Source organism: Ramlibacter sp. bp-362 (assembly GCF_054956735.1).
Map to the genome: position 1 here is coordinate 302,288 of NZ_JBUDXE010000001.1, position 21,538 is coordinate 323,825.

Consider the following 21,538-nt stretch of genomic DNA (forward strand, 5'->3'; position numbering starts at 1 on the left):
TCCCTCTCTGGGGACTCGGGCCGTTTCTTTTGGGCGGTGTCGATCAGGGAGGGTGTAAATCACTTCACACCTCCCTTCTCCTCCGCCATGGACTCCAGCCAGGCGCGGACATCCCCCACTCGCCAAGCCGTGACACGTGCGGACAGCTTGACCGGCACCGGAAAAGTATGGTCCTTGACCTTGCGCCAGAGAGTCGGTGCGCTAAAGGGTAAGGGTGCCGGAATCTCCGGCCGCTTGGGATCGATGACCAGGCGGGAGGCGCGGATGTACGCCCCGTCTGGAAGAGAGTCAAAGCTCGGGATGCCCTGTGACACTGTCTGCCCTCCTATGAAGTTGGCAGACGCGAGTCTCAAATTTGGTGGCGAAACCCTCTATTGGGTCGCGGCCCTCCGACCCATCTATTTGGCTGCGTATGCGCGCAGAGCCTTGGTCAAAGGCGAGTCTTCGAGCACCGAGGGGTCATCGGGCAGCAGAAGCGTGGCTGGGATCTCCTCCCCAACGTGCCAGAAATCGTTCCCGAGCACGCTCTCCTTCCGCTTCAAAGCCTTATTGTCCAACAGCGGCAAAGTTCCGAACTCCTGGAACCAGCGGGCGGCACTCAGGAACTTGCCGAGGTCTTCACGAAACAGTGACATGCGGTCCGCCACTGGGAAGGCCGTGTTCCAGGCGAACGCCGCCCAGAAGTGCGAGACGGACCTGTAGTCGGCCCAACATTCCTTGATCTTGGTTTCGCCGCTAGGGAGGAGGCTTCCGTCGCCGTACTTCCAATTGAATGTGGTGGACAGGTACCGGCAGAAGTGAATGGCCTTCTTGATCGATGGCCCCCCAGCCGATCGGGCACCGTGGACCTGCGGGTACTTCCACATCATGAAGAGGCAGAGCATCACGTAACCAGCGACCGTTCCATCCTTCACACGCTCTGCGGTGTCCTGCTTTAGTCGGTCATAGGCGGGAGCTTCCAGCAGCGCCGCGATCAGATCGCGCGGCATCTCTACTGGGGGACCGGGGCGATCCCAGTCGTTGCCTCGCACATAGCTAGTGGCGAAGAACGAACGGCGGAACGGCTCATCGTCAGGCCCGTGCATCACGGCCAACGTTCGTAAGCCGTCATCCGGTAGGACACCCTGAAGCTGAAGACGCCTCTTCACCACTGCGCACCTCGCAGGCAGGGCTTGAATGGCACGACCAGCACTCCTTCAAGTGCAACCTTCATTAGGGGGCCCCAGCAGGCGGGTGAAGGTGCCCCGCTTTTCGGTTCGCGGGCCTAGCTGGGGCAAACTGTCAGGCGGACCAAGCCAAGGTCAAATGCTGCCGTTTCCTGGTATCCACCACTCGGGCAGAGCGTAGCAACTCCTGAAGCTCACTAGCCACTTCCAGCAGGTCCGCTTGGTCGTCATGCGCGAGCACGAATCCCTCGCAGCCATCTTGTACAAAGCGCTCGATTAGCTTCGCGTACATGATGCCCATCTCCCGGAAGGCGTCGGCGTTTTGTAGGTGGCGCTTTTCGGGTTCCGGCTTCAGTTCTGCCTGTCTCCTAATGCCCTCCCGCTCCGCTGCCTGCCGGCGTGCAGCTTGCTCTTCGCGGCTCACTGTGAGGATCACGCGGTAACCGCGCCCTATGACCTTGGTGACTGTGATGTAGCCAGGCAGGTAAATGACACTTGCTCTGGCCTCGCGCGGAACGCCGGCCGGCCGCCAGCTCCAAGAGATTCGGGGCGGAAGCATGTCCGGCTTGAGCACGCCAGCCTCTATGAGGTCCGCGCCTTCGCCGACGTACTCGTCGCTTTCCGCGTTAAGTTGCCTGTGCTTGACGCGCGGGTGCGGTTTGATGATGCCGGGTTCGTAGAACCGAGGTTTTGCCATCGTAACCTCCTACGTCTCGCTCAATGGTTCGCCAGGGGCGGTCAGCGTTAGCTTGGCTTGGTGAACGTATTCCGGATCACGTTCGTACGCCCCTGTGAGAGCCCTCAGCTCCCCTTCGTCGTCGTGCTGGAACACGGTGCAAAGGTCGCGAAGCTTGCCACGCAGCGCCTCATGCAACATCCATCTCAAGGTTGCGACGGCTTCCTCCCCATCCAAACGGCTTTGCTCGCTGTCCTGCACCCGGGCGAGGCCGGCATTCCACTCCCTCTGCTTTCGCAGCGAGATCATCTTCGATTGCGGGACCACAGTCCTCGACCGGTATGGTCCATGCTGTCGCGGCGGCTTTTGAACGGGCTCTCGGGCACATCCTGGGAGCTGGACGACATCAGCCATGGCTGTCCTCGTCCGCCAACGGGCGCGCCCGAGCTCGTTCATTTGCTTCCTTGGCGAGGATCAGTGCGGCCTGTACTTGGGCGCGAATTAGGTCCGCCACTTCCGCTGTTGGCACGACGACATCGCTTCCACCGGCGCAGCTCAGAATGTTTAGCAGCGTCTCGAGTTGCTGCAGCCGTGACTCCGCGATGCTCCAAAGCGTCTCCGCAGTCGCGTCCGGATGAATGGCAAGGGACGGCAGGGAATCCGTGGACAGGAGATACGCGTCTGCGTCCGTGAGGAAGGGAACAGGCTCACATTGGGAAAGAATAGAGTCAGCCATGGCACCTCCTCTTTAACGAGGAAACACAGGCGGCAGGAGCCAATCTGCGGCGTCCGCACCGTTCAAGGTGACGCCCCCAGTAGCCTTCGCGCCCATGTCTGCCAACAGACCGATCTGATTGGAGATCGCGCGGATTGCGATTTCGTATGCTCGCTTGTCTCGCTGGTCGTCCTCTTCGCGGGGGACGACGAGAACTCCAAATCGCTCGACGGCGGACGCGAGCACCGAAATTTCCGACAGGATCACCGCCGCCTGCTGCTCACTGAGCGACCGATTCGATTCGGGTGCAGATGCCCCCCGGGTAAACTGCTGAATAGCCATGCTCAAGCTCCTTCATAGCTTGGGTTGTGGTCAGAAGGCCTCGGTGGTAGCAGCCATCGGGGCCTTCGCTTTCGCCCTTTCGGGCCCTACGGCTGCACGTACTTTTTGTGAAGCCGCTGAATCTCCAACATCGCCCCCAAGTACGCGGGCACCCAGGCTGGTATCGGGGTCTTTCCGCTCAGCCACCTGCTCGGTGTGTCCTTATGCAGACCAGCCTTACGACACAAGTCCGCTTGCCGCCAGCCCAACGCCTCCAGCGCTCCCCTTAGTTCGTCCGGTGTCATCCCGGACGGCTCCTCTTGAATCATTACGGTCATCTTACTATTTTTCTCTAAAAGCGACCAATCTCAGGGCCGCAATGTCGCTATTGAATCAGTGACCCGACGAACGGCGGACGCAAAAAGCCCGCCGAGGCGGGCTGATGCGGGTGTGGCGCGGCGGGTAAGCAACGTCATAGGCTCGCTGGCCTTCCCAAGCTGGGCCGTGTGGGTCAACATGCGGCCAACGCCAACCGTTGAAGGGGTGCGCCTACGATGGCTGAGGATCGGACCTACGAAGCGCCGGGCGAGCCCCCCTCAGGCTGTCGGTGCAAGTGCCGAGCGGACATCAACCAGAACATTCCGCAGAATGCAGGCAGGAGTCCGGCATTCGCCTTCGGAGAGGCAACCGCGTCAACCTGTGATGCGGCAGCCAGAGAGGCTAAGCGGCTCGCTACGCGGGCGCTCGGCGCTCAACCCAAGCACTTGGGGTGCAAGTGTAGTTCCTAGGAGAGGCTATGCGAATGATTGATCGGAACGGAAGGCCGCTGCGGCCGGGCGCTTCCGTGCGTCTGCTGCAGGCCGCGCCGGAATTGCTGCAAGACCTTCCTTTGGAAGACCGACAGGCCATCGAGTGGGCCGCGAAGGAGGGTGTGCTACGCCTTGCCGGACATGATGACTTCGGCAACCTGGAGCTTGAATTCTCCGATCCGGGCGGCGATATGCATTGGATCTTTGTTCCGCCCTCGCAAGTAGCAGCCGTCTAGCGCCGCTTCATCCTCCGGCACTCCCCGCGCTCTTCCGCATCGTTCCGGAGCGAGGCCGCCTTGGTCCGCACTATCTATTCGCCCGGTGGTCCACGCCTCCGGAGCACAGGGGCGGATGTGGTCCACGATGTAGCCTCGCCAGGATCCATGGCGCTGGCCGGTGGAGGGGGTGCTCTCGTATGAAATGCCAGTCGCTCGGCGGCGGAGCGCGGTGCGGCCCGGACAGCTACCGCGCTCAGGAGCGCGGCGTACAGAAGCCCGCGATGATCCAGCATGTGATTCGATGGCCGGCATAGGCAGCCACCAGTCCGCCGCCACCGAACGCGGCGACGACACCACGGTCGTTGCTATCACTGAAGATTGCTATCCCCAAAGTAACCGCGGCAAGCGCGCCCCAAAAGCCCCACCAGACAACGCTGACGCGCTCTAGACCATTCTGCACGTTCATTTCGGCGCGCCCTCTTCGACAAGAACAATCAGGTAGGCAAGCGCGAGCGAAGCAATGAACGCGAAGGTGCCGGCATGAAAAAGCGAAAACAAATGGTGAGCGCCCAGCCAACTATCTGGCTGCGTACACCAAAGCACAGTGGTGTAGTCCCGGCAAACGTCAATCACGCTCATGCTAGGCCAGAGACCGTACTTTAAATAGAGAATGGCTTGGTATAGCAGCGAGCCCACCATCGCTAGGAATCCAGCCCCACACATCGTGAGAATAAGTGTCCCCATGCTCGCCCTTCCTGCCACGCTTGTAAGCGCCCCGCGATCCGCGCGGGCGCGAATCCAGGTGGACTACTAGCGCAGTACGCGGTAGCCTCGTCCAGACATGCATCGGATGATGACGCTTCGCTGATCTTGCTCACCGTGACCGGCGCCTCCGGCTGCTCCCGCAACCGCGCCAACGCGGGCGGCTGCGTGATTGTCATAACTACTACCAGCGGCGGCCGAAATGAGAGCGCCCAGCACGGCACCGGCCAGTGCTCCTACGACAGCTTGCTCTGCCGCACCGGCGACTTGCTGGGCGTACCGTTGGCAGTCGGCCAAGTCGCGGTCATAGTTCGCCATGTTGGTCCCGTAGCTGTCGACCATTGGGCGGTAGCCGGCGCCGGTATTTGCGCAGCCTGACAAAACCAAGAGGAGGACAACACCAGCAGTTGGCGTGCGGAACATGGGCGGCTCCTAGAGCGTTCCCGCGATTCACGCGCGGGTGCGGTACTGCCGAACGACACTACGCCGCGGATGCTTGTAGTGCGTGCCGTCCGTCAGCATGGTCCTAGGAGTAGTATTTAGAACCCCGGGTCTAATCACTTCGGGGGATGTCCTCACGCTCCGCGGAGACTATATCCAACGCAGCTTCGATGGCAAAGCTCTACGCCAGGAAGCTTCCATGCAAATCTTGCCCATTCTTTTACTCGCGTTCGTTTCCAGCACCCACGCACATCCGGGTGGGCTCAACGGCGATGGCTGTCACAACAATCGGAAAACAGGCGAATACCACTGCCATCGAGCGCCCGCCGGGGAGCGCGCCGTGCCCGAGCAAAACCCTCCAAAGTTGTCCAAGCGCGACGCTGGATCTGCCGCAGCCGCTAGGAGTCCTGCCCACCCTATTTGTCATGTCGGCCCTAGAGGAGGGACATACACCATTACCCCGAGCGGCAGAAAAAACTACAAAGGGTGCTAGCCGGCACACGCGAATGCTGGACCACGTCATGAAACTTGCCATCGGACTGATTGCCGGAGCTCTGCTCAGCGCCTCCAACGCACAAGCGGATGCGGTGGAGGTACTTCGAGAATTCGAGGGCTACACCATTGTTGCCGTGATGACGGTAACTGGCTGGCGGGATCGGAACGGCAAGGGTGGCGACTCCTTCGAAGGATGCGAATTCGACCGGATCATCATTTTCGATGACAGCAAGATCCTGGCTTGCGCGACGTACAGCTACTCGTATGCATACCGACCGCAAGCCGCCATCCTTGCCAATGGATCCAGCTTCAAGATGATCATTGGTGATGAGGCGTACGACATGCGCCCGGTACGCTGATGGGGCGGAGCCGTGCGCCCGAGCCTGCTTGTCTTTGGGATCTGTGAGCAGCAGTACGCTTGCGGTGCACCGAAGTGTTAGGACGTGATGGCAACGACAATCGCTTCGCTCCACCTGGCCTTCGTGGTCGCTGTGGCGCACTTCACCAAAAGCCGCTTTTGGACCTGGGTAGCTGCTGCAGCAGCGCTCTTCGTGGCATTTGCCGCAGGCAGCCGTGGATATGGGCTCATGGATGCGGTCTCCGCGCTTCTGGGCCTTGGACTTGGGCTTTCACTGATCTCGCACCGAGCCTCCAGCGGAGGACATTCAACGAACGACACCGCTGATCCCCCGCGGACACAGAATCTTGCTACCGCCCCGCCCTCGCAACTGGCGCGAGCGCAAATGATCGAACTAGCGCCACCTGGCCGGCGCAGGCGTATCGGCCGTTGGATACTCGCTGGCTCGCTGCTGGCCGCCGTGTGCGTCTGGGTTGCTTTTGCGGGGTAGCGACGTTATCCGAGCCCAGCGCAGCGTGGATTCCTGGCGCAGCTGGTCTCCGGTGAAGGTGCTCACGAAGATGCTGAAGGAGCCCACTGCTAGCGTTGAGCATCTTCGGCACCCTCGGGAGCATCTTCGTGACATTCGGACCGCGGACTTAGGCGCGGTCACCTCATCTGCGCCTGCCTCCGCCTCCATCGCAAGATCCGCTCCCGCATCTTCATGCGGCAGCAGCGCAAGCCATACCAACCCAGTCGGTGAGACATGCCGCGATCTTGGAATCTTGCGATCTAGGCGGCTGTGAAGCGCATCACCGGGTCGATTCCCCATCCGCACTCTTGGGGAGATCCGTGCCCCGCGTTCACCGTTGCCGATGAGCATCGCCCATGCCGCGCTTGGCCGCACGGAACTCCCATGGAGGCACCGGACGCGGGTCGGCCCAAAGCCCAACACGGAGCTGTTTGGCCTGGTCGGCAAGCCTGGCGATGCTCTGGTCGGTCAAGTAGTAGGTATAGGCCCAGGCCATTCCCTTCCTGGCCTGCTCCTCGCTAGCGTCTTGACCACGGCAACTCACGCGGGCCACCGTACGGCCGTACCGATCGACCTTTTGCGGACTGATCTTGGCCCAAGTGCCGAAGCAGGTCGAGCTCAGGGCAGCCTTGGAGCGTGCGCCGAATGGTTGACTCTTTTCCGGGGCGTCGATCTCGGCCAGCCGAATTGAACGCTGCTCGTAGTGGCCGGCTTCCCCACACCGCACCTTCAGTGTGTCTCCATCGGTTATCGCTACGACCAGGCACAGGAGAAGAGCTTCCACGTCCGGTAAACCGCCCTAAGCCCGCTTCCGAGCCTTCTGGGGTTCTGCGGCCTTTGCGTGGTGTCTGGACACGGCCGCTCTCCGCCAGGGTTTAGCTTCGGAGGCCGCCTGAGCACGAATGGTTTCCAGTCGTGCCTCCGCTTCGCGCTTGCCCAGTCCGCGTACCTGCGCAATTGCTTCTACCTGTGATTTGCGGGGGCGGACCTCCCCCGACTCCCACTTATAGATCGATTGGCCGCTCACGCCGATGAGCGCGCCAAAGTCCGCGGCAGACAGCCCGAGGTTCTCGCGACTCTTGGCAAGACGTTGGGCACTGAAGCGGCGCGCTGGTTGTTCCGTTCCGTCCTGCGGGGCGGCTGTCGCTACGCGAGCAGTGCCGCGTGTTAGGCGCTGGATAGTCTGCTGCAGGGTTTCGACCTGGCGTCTCAGAGCCGCGATGTGGGAGCGTTGCAGCGACGAAGTCTTTTTGAGGGACAACACCTCGGCACGAACCTCTTTCCGAGCGAGCCGGGCGATCTCCGCCTTCAGGATGGACTGAATGTCTGGCATCGGCTGATTATTGCCCCGAATGCTCCACGGCTGGGCTGAACGCCGCGTCCACGACCGAGGCCGCAAGTGACGCCCTTCACACCGCCAATGCCGCGGCGGAGCGCATCATCGTCGCATGGATACCCACAGCAAGCCGGGGCAACCTACCCGCGTGGCGGAATACGTGCGCATGTCCACGGACCACCAACGGTATTCCATCGCGAATCAGTCGGCCCTAATCGGCGCCTACGCAGCGACCAACGGCATGCAGATCGTGAAGTCGTATTCGGACCCGGGGCGAAGCGGCCTGACGTTACGGGATCGACCTGGCCTGTCGCGCCTGCTGGCCGACATCGTAGCCGGCAGCGCGGATTTCCAGGCGGTTCTGGTCTATGACGTGAGCCGCTGGGGACGATTCCAGGACGCGGACGAGAGCGCCCACTACGAGTTCCTTTGCCGACGAGCAGGCATTCGGGTCGTCTACTGCGCCGAGCAGTTCGGCGCCGATGAAACTCCCTTTGGCAGCGTCCTGAAGGCACTGAAAAGGGCTATGGCCGGCGAGTACAGCCGCGAGCTCTCGGTGAAAGTGGCGGCTGGCAAGGCGCGGATTGGGCAGCTCGGCTATCGGGTCGGGGGAATTGCCGGCTACGCCTTGCGCCGGCAAGTGCTGGAGGATGGCAAGAAGCCCGGATTAATCCTGCAGGACCACCAGCGCAAGGGCATCCAGACGGACCGTGTAACGCTGGTGCCTGGCCCGGAAGAGGAAATCCGAGTAGTCAAGCGCATCTACCGGGACTACATCTATCTGCGCAAGAGTGAACGAGAGATCGCCGCCGACCTGAACGCAGAGGGACGCACCTGCTTCGGCCGACGCTGGTCCCGCAATCTCGTGCGGACCATCCTGGGCAACGAGAAGTACATCGGGAACAACATCGTGGGCCAGTTCTGCCAGAGGCTTCGCACCCGGCAAATCATCAACCCACCTGAGACATGGATCCGGTGTGATTCCGCTTTCGCGCCAATTGTCCCGAGAGAGCTGTTCGAAGCGGCGAGCCGCGTACGTCACTTCAACGAGAAGACATACATATCGCAAGCCCAAATCCTTGAAGCCTTGAGACTTGTTCTAAAGCGCGAGGGCAAGCTCACGACGGCGATCATCAACGCAGCCCCGGAGCTGCCCTCTGCGAATACCGTCATCATTCGGTTTGGTTCTCTCAGTCAAGCCTACGAGAAGATCGGATACCAGCTGCGTCCTCGATTCGGCTTTCATCAGGTGAATCGAGCACTCCGGACAGTGCGTGGCGAGGTGGAACAGGCACTCCTCCGCGAATTCCGGAACCTCGGGCGGCATGCGAGCCGAGAGCCGCTGGGACTGATCGCATTCGAGGGTGTCCAAGGTCATACCACCGTCGAAGTTGTTTCGTGCCGCTTCCAGCGCTCCCACTCATATCGCACGGGTTGGCGGGCCTCGTACCAGCGCAACTTGGGTTCTCACGTCTTGCTGGCCTGCAGAATGAACCCGGGCAACGACAGGGTTGCGGACTACTTGGTGTTACCCGAGGGAGTGCTGGATGGACTGCCAGTCTTCATGCGCCCGGGAGACGAGCCCATCCTAGCGCCCTACCTCCACAAAACGCTGAAATCTGCTGCACGAGCGCTCTGTGATTTGGCAGCCCCCCGGTGAGTCGGTAATGCCGTCCTCCTCGAGATCCAACCCACTGATTCCGGCGGCGCAATACGTGCGGATGTCCACAGATCAGCAAGACCTCTCGATCTCCATCCAACAACGCGCGATCAGGGAGTATGCAGATAGCCACGGCATCGGCATCGTCGCCACGTATCGAGACGAGGGGCGCAGCGGCCTCAGCATCAAGCTCCGAGCAGGAATGCAGCGGCTTCTCAAGGACGTTCTGTCCGATGACTGCGGCTTCTCTATGGTTCTCGTGTATGACGTAAGTCGATGGGGGCGCTTTCAGGACACCGATGCGGCGGCATACTACGAATATCACTGCCGCCTCCATGGCGTCCAGGTGCACTATGTGGGCGAGATCTTTTCCTCGGACCCAAGCCCGACGACGGCGCTGCTTAAGAGCATGAGGCGCGTGATGGCCGCTGAGTACAGCCGAGAACTGGCGTTAAAGTCACGCGCCGGCCAAGGCAAGGTCGTTGAGATGGGTTTCCAGATGGGGCTGCTGCCATGCCTCGGATTCAGGCGAGTTGCGGTTTCTATTGATGGCGCGATGAAGCGAGTGCTGGAAGCAGGCGAGCGCAAACCAGCCCCCACGGACCGAGTACGTTGGGTGTTGGGGCCAGAGCACGAAGTAGAGCTCGTTCGGACGATCTTTCACCTGTACACGACCACCAAGCTGTCGATGCAGCGGATTGCTGATTTATTGAACAGCCAAGGCGAGGTCACTTCACGCGGAGCCAAGTTCTCAGAGGCTGGCATCGGCCTTCTTCTCGGCTGTGAGGCGTACATCGGAAACTTTGTATGGGGTCGCAATACGCACAGCGCGCGTTCATGTCGTCGGGCGGATACGGATCCGGCACTGAGCCGGAAGCTGGCAGCTCTGCCGCCCCTTGTTGACCGCGACACATGGGAGCGTGCCCAGAAGAAGCGGCAAGATCCCACAGCATGCAGGCTCTCGGATCGAGAGGTTCTCCAGTCATTGCGCAATGCGCTCCGCCGGCAGCCGAACCTAAGAGAAAGAGACCTTGCGCTCTACGGATGCCAGTCGGCGGCAAATTTCCGTAGACGGTTCGGCTCCTTTCTTGCCGCGGCACAACTGGCGATCGGCAATCGCCGCAAAGGACTCACGGAAGTACGCAGCCGAATGCAGGCCACGCGGGCCCTGGTCGAGCGCTTCATCAAAGACTTGCTGCAGTTGCTGGAGGGAGCAGGTGTTCGTGCGATTCGGCTGCCACATCAATGCGCAATCCTGCTTGAGGGCCGCACTCGTATCGTTCTTCAAGTCCTCTGGCGAAGGGACATTGACGGGAGACCACGATGGCAAATCAAGAAGCGGGACTGCGGTGATTGCGAGCACGTGCTATTCGTTCGGATGCAAGACACCCGAACTGCGGCCGACTTCGTGCTTGTGACAGCATCTGAGTACGAAGCCTGTCAGTGGTCACTAGAGCTCGCCCCTCGATGCGGGATTCGAATCCGCACCGGGCTAGAGCTCGTTGAGACAATAAGAACTCGAAGGCCGTAAGGCACGCGAGCTGCCGCGGCGATCCCATCAGTTCCGCTAACGTGTTGCGCTCGGCTACGAAGGATGAGGGTTGGAAGTGCCTAACCCGCTTTGTGCCTTCGCTCGTTCCTGATTCTTCAGACGATCCAAAGCGGAGTCGGACCCTTCGCCAGAATGGCGCTCGGCGGGACCGTCTGCTGTGTGCCGCGTACTCGTCTCGTCTGGTGCGCTGCGATTCCCAGAATCGGATGCTCCGCCGCCTGGATAGGGCGGCGGCCAGTTGGGATCCTGATTCTGGTTTTGCATGGTCATCAGACTAGCTGCCGACGAACAGCCAGGCTGTGCGCCACGGCCGCGCATGAACGTCGGAATCCGGCTGACTCTGCCGCCAAGACGGAGGGATGGTCACCGTCGGGTGAAAACCCTGGCATAGGCTGGGTAGTGACTCCGCGCCAACCTGTCCACGCGATAGGAGATCGAGTTGAGTCGGGCGGTCACCTGGAGCAGTTCGAAGGCGCTCAAGACTTCGATCACGCGGTACACCCTTCCGCGCGCATTCGTAATGCCGACCTTCTCCGCGTGCCTGGAACTGCTGGGCGGCTGTGCTGGCAACGTCCCCAGCAATTTCACGATCAAGTCATCGTGTGGGCCTACCTCGACGCGAGGCAGAAGATGCGAGCGAAGGGTCACTTGGTCGAGGGACCTGGGAGCGATTCCAGGAGCCGAACGGCGGCCTCCGTGCCCAGTGCGATTGCCGCGGCTTCGGAGGGTGCCAATGGCCCGTTGTTGCGGATCGCTTCGCCTTGAGCCGGCAGAACAGTCCACGTCCATCCCAAACCGCCGACGGGATAGACGTGCACTAGAGCCGTGCGACCACCAACGACAACTTCTTTCAGGGCAGACATTCAAGGGTGACGATCAAACCAGCGATTATCAGTGGATGTGCGTCGGCCCGATGCTCTTCTGTTGTCGGTCGCCGCAGGGGTTCAACGTGGCGATGGCGGAGCCACTGTCTCCCGTACCTCGCCATCCGGCGCGTGAGCTGCGGCCTGCCGCGCCGGTGCTTGCCGCCGCGTCCGCCGGCAAGCGGTTGTAGGCGGGCGCCGCTCAAGCGGCCCCGCATTTACGCCTGCCTGCGGCGCCACCGTAACGCGCGCTCCCGCAGCTGCATGCGGCAGCAGCGAAGGCCGGCCCAGGCTAGGCGGTGGTGGATGTGGGCATCGTGGCGCGCCGTCGCGGCCGCCGCAGTGATCGGGATCACGTCCGCCAGGTGCGCCCTTCCTGCCAGCCAAGGCGCTTCACCTTGCGCCAATCGGGGCTGATAACGCCCGGCAGGTACGGGCTGGCCAGGCGCTTAGCCACGAACCCTTCCAGCTTCGCGCCCAGCACCAGCTGATCGAACAGCGCCGCCTCCGCGGGAAACTCGCCCACGATCACCAGCAGGCCTTTGAGGGGAGCGAGCAGCTGCTGCAGCATGGCCTTGCGGACGATCAGCGGCTGGGCCATGACATTGCGGCCGTCCTGGAACAGCAGGTCGAACGCGCACAGCGTCACTTGGTCCGATCCGGCCACCCAACGCCGCCGTCGGGCACGCGCCTGCAGCCGCTCGAAGTCGCTGCGGCCGATCTCGTCCAGCACACACGCTTCGCCGTCGACCACGTGCGGGCCTCCGGGTAGCATCGCCAGCAGGTCCGCTACCTCGGGAAACCAATTCGTGCAGTCAACGCCGTTCTTCGTCCGCAGCTCGGTCGGCTCGCCGCCGCCCGCGCGGGCCAGCGTCCGATAGCCGTCGTACTTGATCTCGTAGATCCAGTCCCGGTCCGTGAAGGGCCGCCCGCCCTCAGTGGCGCGCATCGGCGCCGGGATGGCCAGCGCCACGGCTACTTCTGCGACTTGAGCTCCCGCTCCACGTCGTCCGCGCGATCGCCGACCTTGGCGACGGCCTTCTTCAACTCCTCGGGCGATACCTTGAATTTCTCGCTCCAGTCGCGCAGCTCGTAGTCCTGGTGCACGTTGATGCGCTCGCGGTCCTGTCCACCGCTCTTGGTCTTGTCGTCAGCCATTGAGGTCTCCCAAAGACGACATGGTGGCGCAGCTGTCGTTGCGACCCTGTAGGAACGCGCCGAAGCATCACAACAGCTCGCAGTCCCACTGCTGCAGCACCCAAGCCTGGCCGGCGCGCTCAAAGCCGATGAAGCCGAACTCGCGCGCGGACAGCGCGACCAAGCGCGGGTCATACAGGGACGGCCATTGCCGATCCGCGCCGAGCAATTGCAAAAGAGCGACTCGGCGGCCATCAGCGGTACGGTGGGTGAGGTGAAGGTCACCACTGGCTGTGTGGCCTTGGCCAAATGGAGGTCTGTATGCCCCTCCTTCACGCCTGAGCCTAACCTTAACTCTCATACTGTATGAGAATACAGTATCGATGCACACTCGGCTGCGGTCTTGGTATCCGAAGTGGTATCCGGAAGCCACCTGTTTGCCGCACGGTTAGCGGTCACCCTCGCCAATCTCGGCGTGATTCTTGGTGCCGGTTGTCCGAATCGAACGGACGACCTACCGCTTACAAGGCGGGTGCTCTACCGACTGAGCTAAACCGGCAACGGAGGGATTCTAGGTGGAGCGCCGTGGATCCCCGCCTGCGCGGGGACGGCGTGCCGCGCGCCGCGGTGCGGCGCGATGGCACGTCACTTGATGCGCTTGAGCGCCGGCCGCGGGCCGCCGCCGGCGGGCGGCTTCGGCGGCTCGGGCGGCTTCGCGCTCTCTTCCGGCGTCACCAGCTGCACCACCTTGCCTTCGGGCTCGGCCGGCGCGGCGGGCACGCTCGACAGCGGCGAAGGCTTGGACGCCGGCGGCGCCTCCTCGGCGGGCGCGCCGGGCACCGGCACCGGGAAGGCCATGCCCTGCCCGTTCTCGCGGGCGTAGATCGCGATCACGCGGTTCACGGGCACCATGATCTCGCGGGCACTGCCCGCGAAGCGGGCCTTGAACTCGATGAAGTCGTTGCCCAGCTTCAGGGAGCTGGTGGCGTCGTAGCTGATGTTCAGCACGATCTCGCCGTTCTTCACGTACTCGCGCGGCACCTGCACCGTCTCGTCGACCAGCACCGCCACGTAGGGGGTGAAGCCGTTGTCGGTGCACCATTCGTACAGCGCCCGGATCAGGTAGGGGCGGGTCGAAGTCGATTCGAGTGCGTTCATTGCGCGCGTACTGCGTGAAGCCCGGCGGGCTTACTTGCGCATCACCTTCTCGGAAGGCGTCAGCGCCTCGATGTAGGCCGGGCGGGAGAAGATGCGCTCAGCATACTTGAGCAGCGGGGCGGCGTTCTTGGACAGCTCGATGCCGTAGTAGTCCAGGCGCCACAGCAGCGGGGCGATCGCCACGTCGAGCATCGAGAAGTTCTCGCCCAGCATGTACTTGTTCTTCAGGAACACGGGGGCCAGCTGCGTGAGGCGGTCGCGGATGTGCGAGCGGGCCTTCTCCAGCGCCTTCTCGTTGGACTTGGCGGCGCGCGACTCCAGCGTGGAGACGTGGACGAACAGTTCCTTCTCGAAGTTCAGCAGGAACAGGCGCACGCGGGCGCGGTCCACCGGGTCGCCCGGCATCAGCTGCGGGTGCGGGAAGCGCTCATCGATGTACTCGTTGATGATGTTCGACTCGTACAGGATGAGGTCCCGCTCGACCAGGATGGGCACCTGGCCGTACGGGTTCATGACGTTGATGTCTTCCGGCTTGTTGTAGAGGTCGACGTCGCGGATCTCGAAGTCCATGCCCTTCTCGAACAGCACGAAGCGGCAGCGGTGGGAGAAGGGGCAGGTGGTTCCCGAATAGAGCACCATCATCTTGAATGTCCTTGTAAAAACCAAAAAGAGTGGGTGCAAGCGCAGCCCACTCTACATCGAACGGTGCGGACCCTGCGCCGGCAGGGCCGCACGGGACCGCTACTTCACGTCCTTCCAGAACGCCGCGTTCAGCCGCCAGACGATCACCGTCAGCAGGGCCAGGAAGAGCAGCACCCAGGCGCCGATGCGCACCCGGTGGTTCTGGGCCGGCTCGGCCATCCACTGCAGGTAGCCCACCAGGTCGCCGATGGCCTCGTCGTACTCGAGCGGCGTCATCGTGCCGGGGGTGACCTGCTTCCAGCCCTTGAAGACCTGGACTTCGTGGCCGTGCTCCTCGACCTTCTCGAACACCGGCGTGCGGTCGCCCTGCAGCTGCCACAGCACGTGCGGCATGCCGACGTTCGGGAAGACCAGGTTGTTCCAGCCGGTGGGCCGCTCGGGATCCCGGTAGAACGTGCGCATGTAGGTGTACAGGTAGTCCGCGCCGGTGCCGCCGTGGCCCGCGCGCGAGCGCGCGACCAGCGTCAGGTCGGGCGGGACGGCGCCGAACCATTCCTTGGCCTGCTTCGGGTCCATGGGCGCCTTCATGGTGTCGCCCACCTTGTCGGACACCGTCAGCAGGTTGTCCTTGATCTGCTGCTCGGAGATGCCGATGTCCTGCAGGCGGTTGAAGCGCATGAAGGCGGCCGAGTGGCAGTTGAGGCAGTAGTTGACGAACAGCTTGGCGCCGTTCTGCAGCGCCGGCAGGTCGTTGGTGCGGCTGGGGGCCTTGTCCCAGTGGACGTCTTCGGCGCCGGCAGCCTGCGCGCCGGCCACGACGCCCAGCGCCAGCATCACGGTGAGGATCAGTTTTTTCATTTTCTGGACGCTCCCGGCTTCAGTGCGCGGCGAAGGTGACGCGTTGCGGCACGGGCTTGAACTCGCCCAGCCGGCTCCACCAGGGCATCAGGAGGAAAAACCCGAAGTAGTAGATGGTGCCGACCTGCGCGATCAGCGTGCCCACCGGCGACGGCGGCTGGATGCCCAGGTAGCCGAGCACGAAGAAGAACACGACGAACACGGCGTACACCCACTTGTGCCAGCCCGGACGGTAGCGGATGGAGCGCACGGGGCTCGCGTCCAGCCAGGGCAGGAAGAACAGGATGATCACGGCGCCGCCCATGATGACCACGCCCCAGAACTTGGCGTCGAAGGTCTTGAGCAGCAGGATCGCGACCACGGCCGCGACCACGGCGATCACCTTGCCCATGAAGGACAGGCGGCCCTTGAAGACGGCGAAGGCGGCGCCCAGCGCGGCGAGCACGCAGAACACGTCGACCATCACCTCGGTGGTGGCGCGCAGCATCGAGTAGAAGGGGGTGAAGTACCAGACCGGCGCGATGTGCGGCGGCGTCTTCAGCGGGTCGGCCGGGATGAAGTTGTTGTACTCCAGGAAGTAGCCGCCCAGTTCCGGCGCGAAGAAGATGATCGCGCTGAACACCATCAGGAAGACGGCGACGCCCACCATGTCGTGCACGCTGTAGTACGGGTGGAAGGGGATGCCGTCCAGCGGGTGGCCGTGGGCGTCCTTCGGGGCGTCCTTCGCCTTGATGTCGATGCCGTCGGGGTTGTTCGAGCCGACGTCGTGCAGCGCCAGGATGTGCGCCGCCACCAGGCCGATCAGCACCAGCGGGATCGCGATCACGTGGAAGCTGAAGAAGCGGTTGAGCGTCGCGTCGGACACCACGTAGTCGCCGCGGATCAGCAGGGCGAGGTCCGGGCCGACGAAGGGGATGGCGGAGAACAGGTTCACGATCACCTGGGCGCCCCAGTAGGACATCTGGCCCCAGGGCAGCAGGTAGCCGAAGAAGGCCTCGGCCATCAGCATCAGGAAGATCGTGCAGCCGAAGATCCACACCAGCTCGCGCGGCTTGCGGTAGCTGCCGTAGATCAGCGCCTTGAACATGTGCAGGTACACGACGATGAAGAACGCCGAGGCGCCCGTCGAGTGCATGTAGCGGATCAACCAGCCCCAGGGCACGTCACGCATGATGTACTCGACCGAGGCGAAGGCGAGGTTCGCGTCGGGCTTGTAGTGCATCACCAGGAAGATGCCGGTGACGATCTGGATCACCAGCACCAGCAGCGCCAGCGAGCCGAAGAAGTACCACCAGTTGAAGTTCTTCGGGGCGTAGTACCCCGCCATGTGGTCCTGGTAGAACGTGAAGGCGGAGGGGAAGCGGTTGTGGAACCAGTTGCCCAGCTTGGCGCCGGCGCTGGCGTTCGGGGAGATTTCCTTGAATTCGGCCATGGAGCGTCCGTTCAGGCTTTGTTGTGTTCGCCGATCAGCAGCCGCGTGTCCGACAGGAAGGTGTACGGGGGCACTTCCAGGTTGTCGGGCGCGGGCTTGTTCTTGTACACGCGGCCGGCCAGGTCGAACGTGGAGCCGTGGCAGGGGCACAGGAAGCCGCCTTCCCAGTCGTCGGGAAGCGAGGGCTGCGGCCCGGGCTGCAGCTTGTCGGTGGGCGAGCACCCGAGGTGCGTGCAGATGCCGACCAGCACCAGGTATTCGGGCTTGATCGAGCGCCACTCGTTCTTCGCCCACTCGGGCGTCGGGTAGGCCGTGCGTTCGGAGTTCGGGTCGGCGACGTCGTCGTCGGTCTTCTTCAGCGACGCCAGCATCTCGGGCGTGCGGCGCAGGATCCACACCGGCTTGCCGCGCCATTCGACGGTCATCTTCTGGCCCGGCTCGAGCGCCGAGATGTCGACTTCCACCGGGGCGCCGGCCGCCTTGGCACGTTCGGAGGGCTGGAAGCTGCTGACGAAGGGAACGGCGACGAAACCTGCGCCCACCGCGCCAGCGCAACTGGACGCGATCAGCCACGTCCTTTTGCTGGCGTCCACCGTGGAGTTGCTCATGGGGTCCTCGAGGATCTCTCGTTGTTGAGGGTCAACCGGCGATTGTAGCGGGTCGTGTCAAGGCTCTTCCACCGGCGCGGGCTCGCGCATACTTCCGCGTTCACAACGAGGAGGACGGGCGTGGCCAAGCTGCTGCAGGAATTCCGCGAGTTCGCGGTGAAGGGCAACGTCGTCGACCTGGCCGTGGGCGTCATCATCGGCGCCGCCTTCGGCAAGATCGTCGACTCGATCGTCAACGACCTGGTGATGCCGGTGGTGAGCCGCATCGTCGGCCGCCTGGACTTCACCAGCATGTTCCTGGTGCTGTCCGCGCCGCCGCCGGGCACGCCCATGAACCTGGAGGCGCTGAAGAAGGCGGGCGTGCCGGTGCTGGCCTGGGGCAGCTTCGTCACGGTGGCGGTGAACTTCCTGATCCTCGCCTTCGTGATCTTCGTGATGGTCAAGCAGGTGAACCGCCTGCGCCGCCACCAGCAGGTGGACGCCGGCCAGCCCGCCGAACCGGCGCCGCCACCGGAGGACATCCAGCTGCTGCGGGAGATCCGGGACAGCCTGAAGCGGGGGTGATCGCGATCGCACCGATCACGATCGCCCGGCCAGCCTCCGCGCCATGCGCAGCGCCGCCAGCAGGCTCGCCGCGTCCGCGCGGCCCGTGCCGGCGATGTCGAACGCCGTGCCGTGGTCGGGGCTGGTGCGCACCAGCGGCAGGCCCAGGGTCACGTTGACGCCCTGCTCCACCCCGAGGTACTTCACCGGGATCAGGCCCTGGTCGTGGTACATGGCCACGACCACGTCGAACTCGCCGCGGCGCGCGCGCATGAACACGGTGTCGGGCGCATAGGGCCCCTGCACGGACAGGCCTTCGGCCTGCGCGGCGCGCAGCGCCGGGACGATCACCTCGATCTCCTCGCGCCCGAACAGGCCGCCCTCGCCCGCATGCGGGTTGAGGCCGGCGACCGCGATGCGCGGGGGCCGCCCCAGCAGGGCCTGCAGCGCGCTGCCGGTGATGCGCAGCGTCTGCAGCACGTTCTCGTGCGTGACGGCGTCCAGCGCCTCGCGCAGGGCCATGTGGATGCTCACCAGCACGGTGCGCAGTTCCTCGTTGGCCAGCATCATGCGCACCGGCATCCGCGCCACGGGCACGCCTGCGTGCGCCGCCGCCTCGGCCTGCAGCAGCTCGGTGTGGCCGGGGAAGGACACGCCGGCCGCCGCCAGGGCCTCCTTGTGCAGCGGCGCGGTGACCAGCGCGGCGACCTCGCCGCGCAGGGCGGCCCGCGCGGCCCAGGTCACCGCGTCGGCCGCCATGCGCCCGGCCTCGGCGCTCACCTGGCCCAGGGCCGGCAACTTGGCGGCCGGCGCGCCGACCTGCAGCACGGGGATGCAGCGGGGCGGGACCGTGGCGGCTTCCGCGACGTCCTCGATCTGCGCCACGGCCAGCGGCACCTGAGCGCCGGCGGCCACCTGCGCGCCACGGCGCATGCACCCCACGTCGCCGACGACGAAGGCGCCGCGCGTGGCTTCGGGCTCCTGCGCATACGCCTTGGCGACGATCTCCGGCCCGATGCCGGCCGGATCCCCCATGGTGATGGCGATCGGGTTCATGGAACCTCCCCCAGGATTGCCCGCTTCGCGTGCTGCTCCTCCCCCCTCCGCAAGCGGAGGGGGCGAGCGCCTTCGGGCGGCCGTGCGGCGCTCATGCCGGGTTGTCCACGTCGATGAACTCGTGCGCGATCCCCAGCTGCCGCGCGACGTGGGCCGCCACCGCCGGCGCGCCGTAGCGCTCGGTCGCGTGGTGGCCGCAGGCGAGGAAGCTCACCCCGCATTCGCGCGCGTAGTGCGCCTGCGGCTCGGAGATCTCGCCGGTGAGGAAGGCCTGCGCACCGGCGGCGATCGCCGCCTCGAAGTACGACTGCGCGCCGCCCGTGCACCAGGCGATGCGGCGGATCGGCCCCGGCGCGCCCGCCACGCAGGTGACGGCGCGCCCCAGCGCCTGGCGCACGTGCGCCGCGAGCGCCTCGCTGTCGGCGAAGGCGCCGCCGTCGCCGCGCGCGCCGATGAAGCCGAGGTCCTGCTCGCCGAAGCGGCCGTCCGCCCGCAGCCCCAGCTGCAGCGCGAGCTGCGCGTTGTTGCCCAGCTCCGGGTGCGCGTCCAGCGGCAGGTGGTAGGCGAACAGGTTGACGTCGTGCGCCAGCAGCAGCGCGAGGCGCTGCTTCATCCAGCCGGTGACGCGTCCGTCCTGGCCGCGCCAGAACAGGCCGTGGTGCACGAAGATCGCGTCGGCGTCGCGGGCGACGGCCGCCTCGATCAGCGCCCGGCTGGCGGTGACCCCCGAGACCAGCTTGCGCACCTCGCCGCGCCCCTCCACCTGCAGCCCGTTGGGGCCGTAGTCCTTGAAGCGCTCCGGCGCGAGCAGGGTGTCGAAGGCCTGGAGCAGGTCGTGTCGGGCGGTCATGGGCAACAGGTCACAGGGATGAGTCCGCATTCTGCTACGCCACGCGCCACGCGGCGGATCGAACATCGCGCGCTGGCAAGGAGGCGACCATGGGCGGGCTGACGATGATGCTGTGGAGCATGGCGCTGGGCGCGATCGCCGCCGTCGCCTTCGCCCGCGCCGGCGACCTGCTGGCCCGCCCCGACCGCGCGCAGCTGCGCGCCCTCGGCTACCATCTGGCCGTGTTCCTGCTGGTGCTGGTGGAAAGCGGCCTGCTGCGCCAGGTGGCCCATCCCGGCGCCGAGCGGCTGCGCGTTCTGCAGGTGCTGGCCGGCCCGGTGTGCGTGGGCCTCGCGAATTTCTGGATCCACGCGTGGCTCGCGGCGAGCCGGCGCGACCGGCTGATGGCCGCGGCCCTGCGCGGGTCGGCGCTCCTGCTGCCGCTGGCCGGGCTCGCGGCGCTGCGCCTGCGGCCGGACCTGCAGCTGCCCGCGGCGGCGCTGCTGTCGCTGGCGGGCAGCGGGCTGACCTGCTGGCTCACCTTCCGCGCCTGGACCATCGGCGACCGGCTCGCGCTGCTCATGGCCGCCGGCTGCCTGCTCACGCTGCCCGCGATCGCGGGCCTGTACGCGCTGGCGATGCGGCTGGTGCACTGGGGCCCGGCCGCGCAGGCGGCGGTGGCGCTCGCCGCCGTCGCGAGCAACGCGCTCACCGGCCACGTGCTGTGGCGGCGCGCTCGCCACCACTGGCGCACGCGCGAGACGGGCGCGGCGCCCGCGATCGACCCGGTGACCAAGGTGCACAGCAGCGCGGCGCTGGTGCACGCGCTGGTGGCGGCCCAGAAGCGGCGGCGCCGCACCGGCCGCGAAGGCGCGCTGCTCGCGGTGACGGTGTTCGAGCCGGAGCGCATCGCCACGCTCGCGGGGCCCGCGGCGCTGCACGAGGTCTGGATGGTGCTGGCGGCGCGCATCCAGCGCGAGATCGGCGTCGTGAACCCGGTCGGGCGCTACTGGGACCGCTGCTTCGTCGCGCTGGTGGAGACGATTCCCGCGCGCGCCTGGCTTCGCACGCTCGGCCTGCGCCTGGCGGCCGCCCTGCGCCAGCCGGTCGAGGTGAGCGGCCGCGACGGCGAGGCGATGCGCGTGCACGTGGACTTCGGCGTCGGCATCGTGCACCTGGGGCGCCGCCCGGCCGAGGCGGAGGACGCGCTGGACGAGGCGCAGCGCCTCGCGCAGGCCGCGCGGGGCATGCGCTCGCGCGCCGCCCTCGCCGATCCGGGCAGCGGCACGCCGCTGCCGGCCGAGGAGGCGCAGTTCGGCCGCGGGCCGCCGCGGCGCGGCGCCTGGCTCGGCCGCGGCATGGCGCCGGCCCAGCCGTCGCGCTGACCGGCCC

The 21,538-nt window shown here is 64.9% G+C and carries 26 protein-coding genes and 1 tRNA gene; 7 read left to right on the plus strand and 20 right to left on the minus strand.

Annotated features, from left to right (window positions below):
• Positions 1-59: 59 nt before the first annotated feature.
• The 6 genes from ACY0MJ_RS01490 to ACY0MJ_RS01515 form a co-directional block, all read right to left on the minus strand.
• Positions 60-314 (minus strand): helix-turn-helix transcriptional regulator, encoded by a 255-nt coding sequence (locus ACY0MJ_RS01490; protein WP_462636491.1) that lies wholly within the window; start codon positions 312-314, stop codon positions 60-62.
• Between the two features lie 84 nt (positions 315-398).
• Positions 399-1,085: a hypothetical protein gene (locus ACY0MJ_RS01495; RefSeq protein ID WP_462636492.1), complete on the minus strand. Its 687-nt coding sequence runs from the start codon at positions 1,083-1,085 to the stop codon at positions 399-401.
• Between the two features lie 196 nt (positions 1,086-1,281).
• Positions 1,282-1,863: a hypothetical protein gene (locus ACY0MJ_RS01500; protein ID WP_462636493.1), complete on the minus strand. Its 582-nt coding sequence runs from the start codon at positions 1,861-1,863 to the stop codon at positions 1,282-1,284.
• 9 nt (positions 1,864-1,872) lie between these two features.
• Positions 1,873-2,151 (minus strand): hypothetical protein, encoded by a 279-nt coding sequence (locus ACY0MJ_RS01505; RefSeq protein WP_462636494.1) that lies wholly within the window; start codon positions 2,149-2,151, stop codon positions 1,873-1,875.
• A 97-nt stretch (positions 2,152-2,248) separates the two neighbouring features.
• On the minus strand, positions 2,249-2,578 hold the full coding sequence (locus ACY0MJ_RS01510) for a hypothetical protein (protein WP_462636495.1): 330 nt from the start codon (positions 2,576-2,578) through the stop codon (positions 2,249-2,251).
• Between the two features lie 12 nt (positions 2,579-2,590).
• Complete coding sequence (locus ACY0MJ_RS01515; RefSeq protein ID WP_462636496.1) at positions 2,591-2,899, minus strand: hypothetical protein; 309 nt, start codon at positions 2,897-2,899, stop codon at positions 2,591-2,593.
• A 781-nt stretch (positions 2,900-3,680) separates the two neighbouring features.
• Here ACY0MJ_RS01515 and ACY0MJ_RS01520 point away from each other — a divergent pair.
• The gene (locus ACY0MJ_RS01520) at positions 3,681-3,923 is read left to right on the plus strand and encodes a hypothetical protein (protein WP_462636497.1); all 243 of its coding nucleotides are present in this window, start codon (positions 3,681-3,683) and stop codon (positions 3,921-3,923) included.
• A gap of 235 nt (positions 3,924-4,158) precedes the next feature.
• Here the strand turns inward: ACY0MJ_RS01520 and ACY0MJ_RS01525 are convergent, their stop codons facing one another.
• The gene (locus ACY0MJ_RS01525; RefSeq protein WP_462636498.1) at positions 4,159-4,371 is read right to left on the minus strand and encodes a hypothetical protein; all 213 of its coding nucleotides are present in this window, start codon (positions 4,369-4,371) and stop codon (positions 4,159-4,161) included.
• The gene (locus ACY0MJ_RS01530; RefSeq protein WP_462636499.1) at positions 4,368-4,544 is read right to left on the minus strand and encodes a hypothetical protein; all 177 of its coding nucleotides are present in this window, start codon (positions 4,542-4,544) and stop codon (positions 4,368-4,370) included. The genes ACY0MJ_RS01525 and ACY0MJ_RS01530 overlap by 4 nt, the downstream gene beginning before the upstream one ends.
• A gap of 763 nt (positions 4,545-5,307) precedes the next feature.
• Here ACY0MJ_RS01530 and ACY0MJ_RS01535 point away from each other — a divergent pair.
• Together ACY0MJ_RS01535 and ACY0MJ_RS01540 are read left to right on the plus strand one after the other, a co-directional pair.
• Entirely contained in the window at positions 5,308-5,601 is a 294-nt protein-coding gene (locus ACY0MJ_RS01535) for a YHYH domain-containing protein (protein WP_462636500.1), read from the plus strand.
• Positions 5,602-5,629: 28 nt separating this feature from the next.
• Positions 5,630-5,962: a hypothetical protein gene (locus tag ACY0MJ_RS01540; protein ID WP_462636501.1), complete on the plus strand. Its 333-nt coding sequence runs from the start codon at positions 5,630-5,632 to the stop codon at positions 5,960-5,962.
• An 841-nt stretch (positions 5,963-6,803) separates the two neighbouring features.
• On the opposite strand, the gene ACY0MJ_RS01545 is transcribed toward ACY0MJ_RS01540, so the two are convergent.
• Together ACY0MJ_RS01545 and ACY0MJ_RS01550 are read right to left on the minus strand one after the other, a co-directional pair.
• Positions 6,804-7,256, minus strand: a complete 453-nt coding sequence (locus tag ACY0MJ_RS01545) for a thermonuclease family protein (RefSeq protein WP_462636502.1) — start codon at positions 7,254-7,256, stop codon at positions 6,804-6,806.
• A 15-nt stretch (positions 7,257-7,271) separates the two neighbouring features.
• Positions 7,272-7,805 (minus strand): helix-turn-helix domain-containing protein, encoded by a 534-nt coding sequence (locus ACY0MJ_RS01550; protein ID WP_462636503.1) that lies wholly within the window; start codon positions 7,803-7,805, stop codon positions 7,272-7,274.
• Between the two features lie 115 nt (positions 7,806-7,920).
• Here ACY0MJ_RS01550 and ACY0MJ_RS01555 point away from each other — a divergent pair, with 115 nt between their 5' ends.
• Together ACY0MJ_RS01555 and ACY0MJ_RS01560 are read left to right on the plus strand one after the other, a co-directional pair.
• Positions 7,921-9,468, plus strand: coding sequence for a recombinase family protein (locus ACY0MJ_RS01555; protein WP_462636504.1), 1,548 nt, complete (start codon positions 7,921-7,923; stop codon positions 9,466-9,468).
• A gap of 7 nt (positions 9,469-9,475) precedes the next feature.
• Positions 9,476-10,999 carry a recombinase family protein gene (locus ACY0MJ_RS01560; protein WP_462636505.1) on the plus strand — a complete coding sequence of 508 codons (1,524 nt, stop codon included), beginning with the start codon at positions 9,476-9,478 and terminating at the stop codon, positions 10,997-10,999.
• Positions 11,000-12,235: 1,236 nt separating this feature from the next.
• On the opposite strand, the gene ACY0MJ_RS01565 is transcribed toward ACY0MJ_RS01560, so the two are convergent.
• The 8 genes from ACY0MJ_RS01565 to petA all read right to left on the minus strand — a co-directional run bounded on the left by ACY0MJ_RS01565 (position 12,236) and on the right by petA (position 17,718).
• Entirely contained in the window at positions 12,236-12,856 is a 621-nt protein-coding gene (locus ACY0MJ_RS01565; RefSeq protein WP_462636506.1) for an ATP-dependent DNA ligase, read from the minus strand.
• 2 nt (positions 12,857-12,858) lie between these two features.
• Entirely contained in the window at positions 12,859-13,041 is a 183-nt protein-coding gene (locus ACY0MJ_RS01570) for a DUF3606 domain-containing protein (RefSeq protein ID WP_462636507.1), read from the minus strand.
• A 462-nt stretch (positions 13,042-13,503) separates the two neighbouring features.
• Positions 13,504-13,579, minus strand: a tRNA-Thr gene (locus ACY0MJ_RS01575).
• 86 nt (positions 13,580-13,665) lie between these two features.
• On the minus strand, positions 13,666-14,178 hold the full coding sequence (locus ACY0MJ_RS01580; RefSeq protein WP_462636508.1) for a ClpXP protease specificity-enhancing factor: 513 nt from the start codon (positions 14,176-14,178) through the stop codon (positions 13,666-13,668).
• 30 nt (positions 14,179-14,208) lie between these two features.
• Positions 14,209-14,820 carry a glutathione S-transferase N-terminal domain-containing protein gene (locus tag ACY0MJ_RS01585; RefSeq protein WP_061500777.1) on the minus strand — a complete coding sequence of 204 codons (612 nt, stop codon included), beginning with the start codon at positions 14,818-14,820 and terminating at the stop codon, positions 14,209-14,211.
• A gap of 99 nt (positions 14,821-14,919) precedes the next feature.
• Positions 14,920-15,678: a cytochrome c1 gene (locus ACY0MJ_RS01590; RefSeq protein ID WP_462636509.1), complete on the minus strand. Its 759-nt coding sequence runs from the start codon at positions 15,676-15,678 to the stop codon at positions 14,920-14,922.
• 19 nt (positions 15,679-15,697) lie between these two features.
• The gene (locus ACY0MJ_RS01595; protein WP_462636510.1) at positions 15,698-17,110 is read right to left on the minus strand and encodes a cytochrome b; all 1,413 of its coding nucleotides are present in this window, start codon (positions 17,108-17,110) and stop codon (positions 15,698-15,700) included.
• Positions 17,111-17,121: 11 nt separating this feature from the next.
• A complete protein-coding gene (gene petA / locus ACY0MJ_RS01600; protein ID WP_462636511.1) occupies positions 17,122-17,718 on the minus strand; it encodes a ubiquinol-cytochrome c reductase iron-sulfur subunit in 597 nt (198 codons plus the stop codon).
• A 120-nt stretch (positions 17,719-17,838) separates the two neighbouring features.
• On the opposite strand from petA, the gene mscL reads away from it, so the two are divergent.
• A complete protein-coding gene (gene mscL / locus ACY0MJ_RS01605; RefSeq protein ID WP_462636512.1) occupies positions 17,839-18,282 on the plus strand; it encodes a large conductance mechanosensitive channel protein MscL in 444 nt (147 codons plus the stop codon).
• A 15-nt stretch (positions 18,283-18,297) separates the two neighbouring features.
• Here the strand turns inward: mscL and pdxA are convergent, their stop codons facing one another.
• The gene (gene pdxA / locus ACY0MJ_RS01610; protein WP_462636513.1) at positions 18,298-19,317 is read right to left on the minus strand and encodes a 4-hydroxythreonine-4-phosphate dehydrogenase PdxA; all 1,020 of its coding nucleotides are present in this window, start codon (positions 19,315-19,317) and stop codon (positions 18,298-18,300) included.
• Between the two features lie 91 nt (positions 19,318-19,408).
• The gene (locus ACY0MJ_RS01615; protein WP_462636514.1) at positions 19,409-20,167 is read right to left on the minus strand and encodes a Nif3-like dinuclear metal center hexameric protein; all 759 of its coding nucleotides are present in this window, start codon (positions 20,165-20,167) and stop codon (positions 19,409-19,411) included.
• An 89-nt stretch (positions 20,168-20,256) separates the two neighbouring features.
• Here ACY0MJ_RS01615 and ACY0MJ_RS01620 point away from each other — a divergent pair, with 89 nt between their 5' ends.
• Positions 20,257-21,531, plus strand: a complete 1,275-nt coding sequence (locus tag ACY0MJ_RS01620) for a hypothetical protein (RefSeq protein ID WP_462636515.1) — start codon at positions 20,257-20,259, stop codon at positions 21,529-21,531.
• Positions 21,532-21,538: the final 7 nt, after the last annotated feature.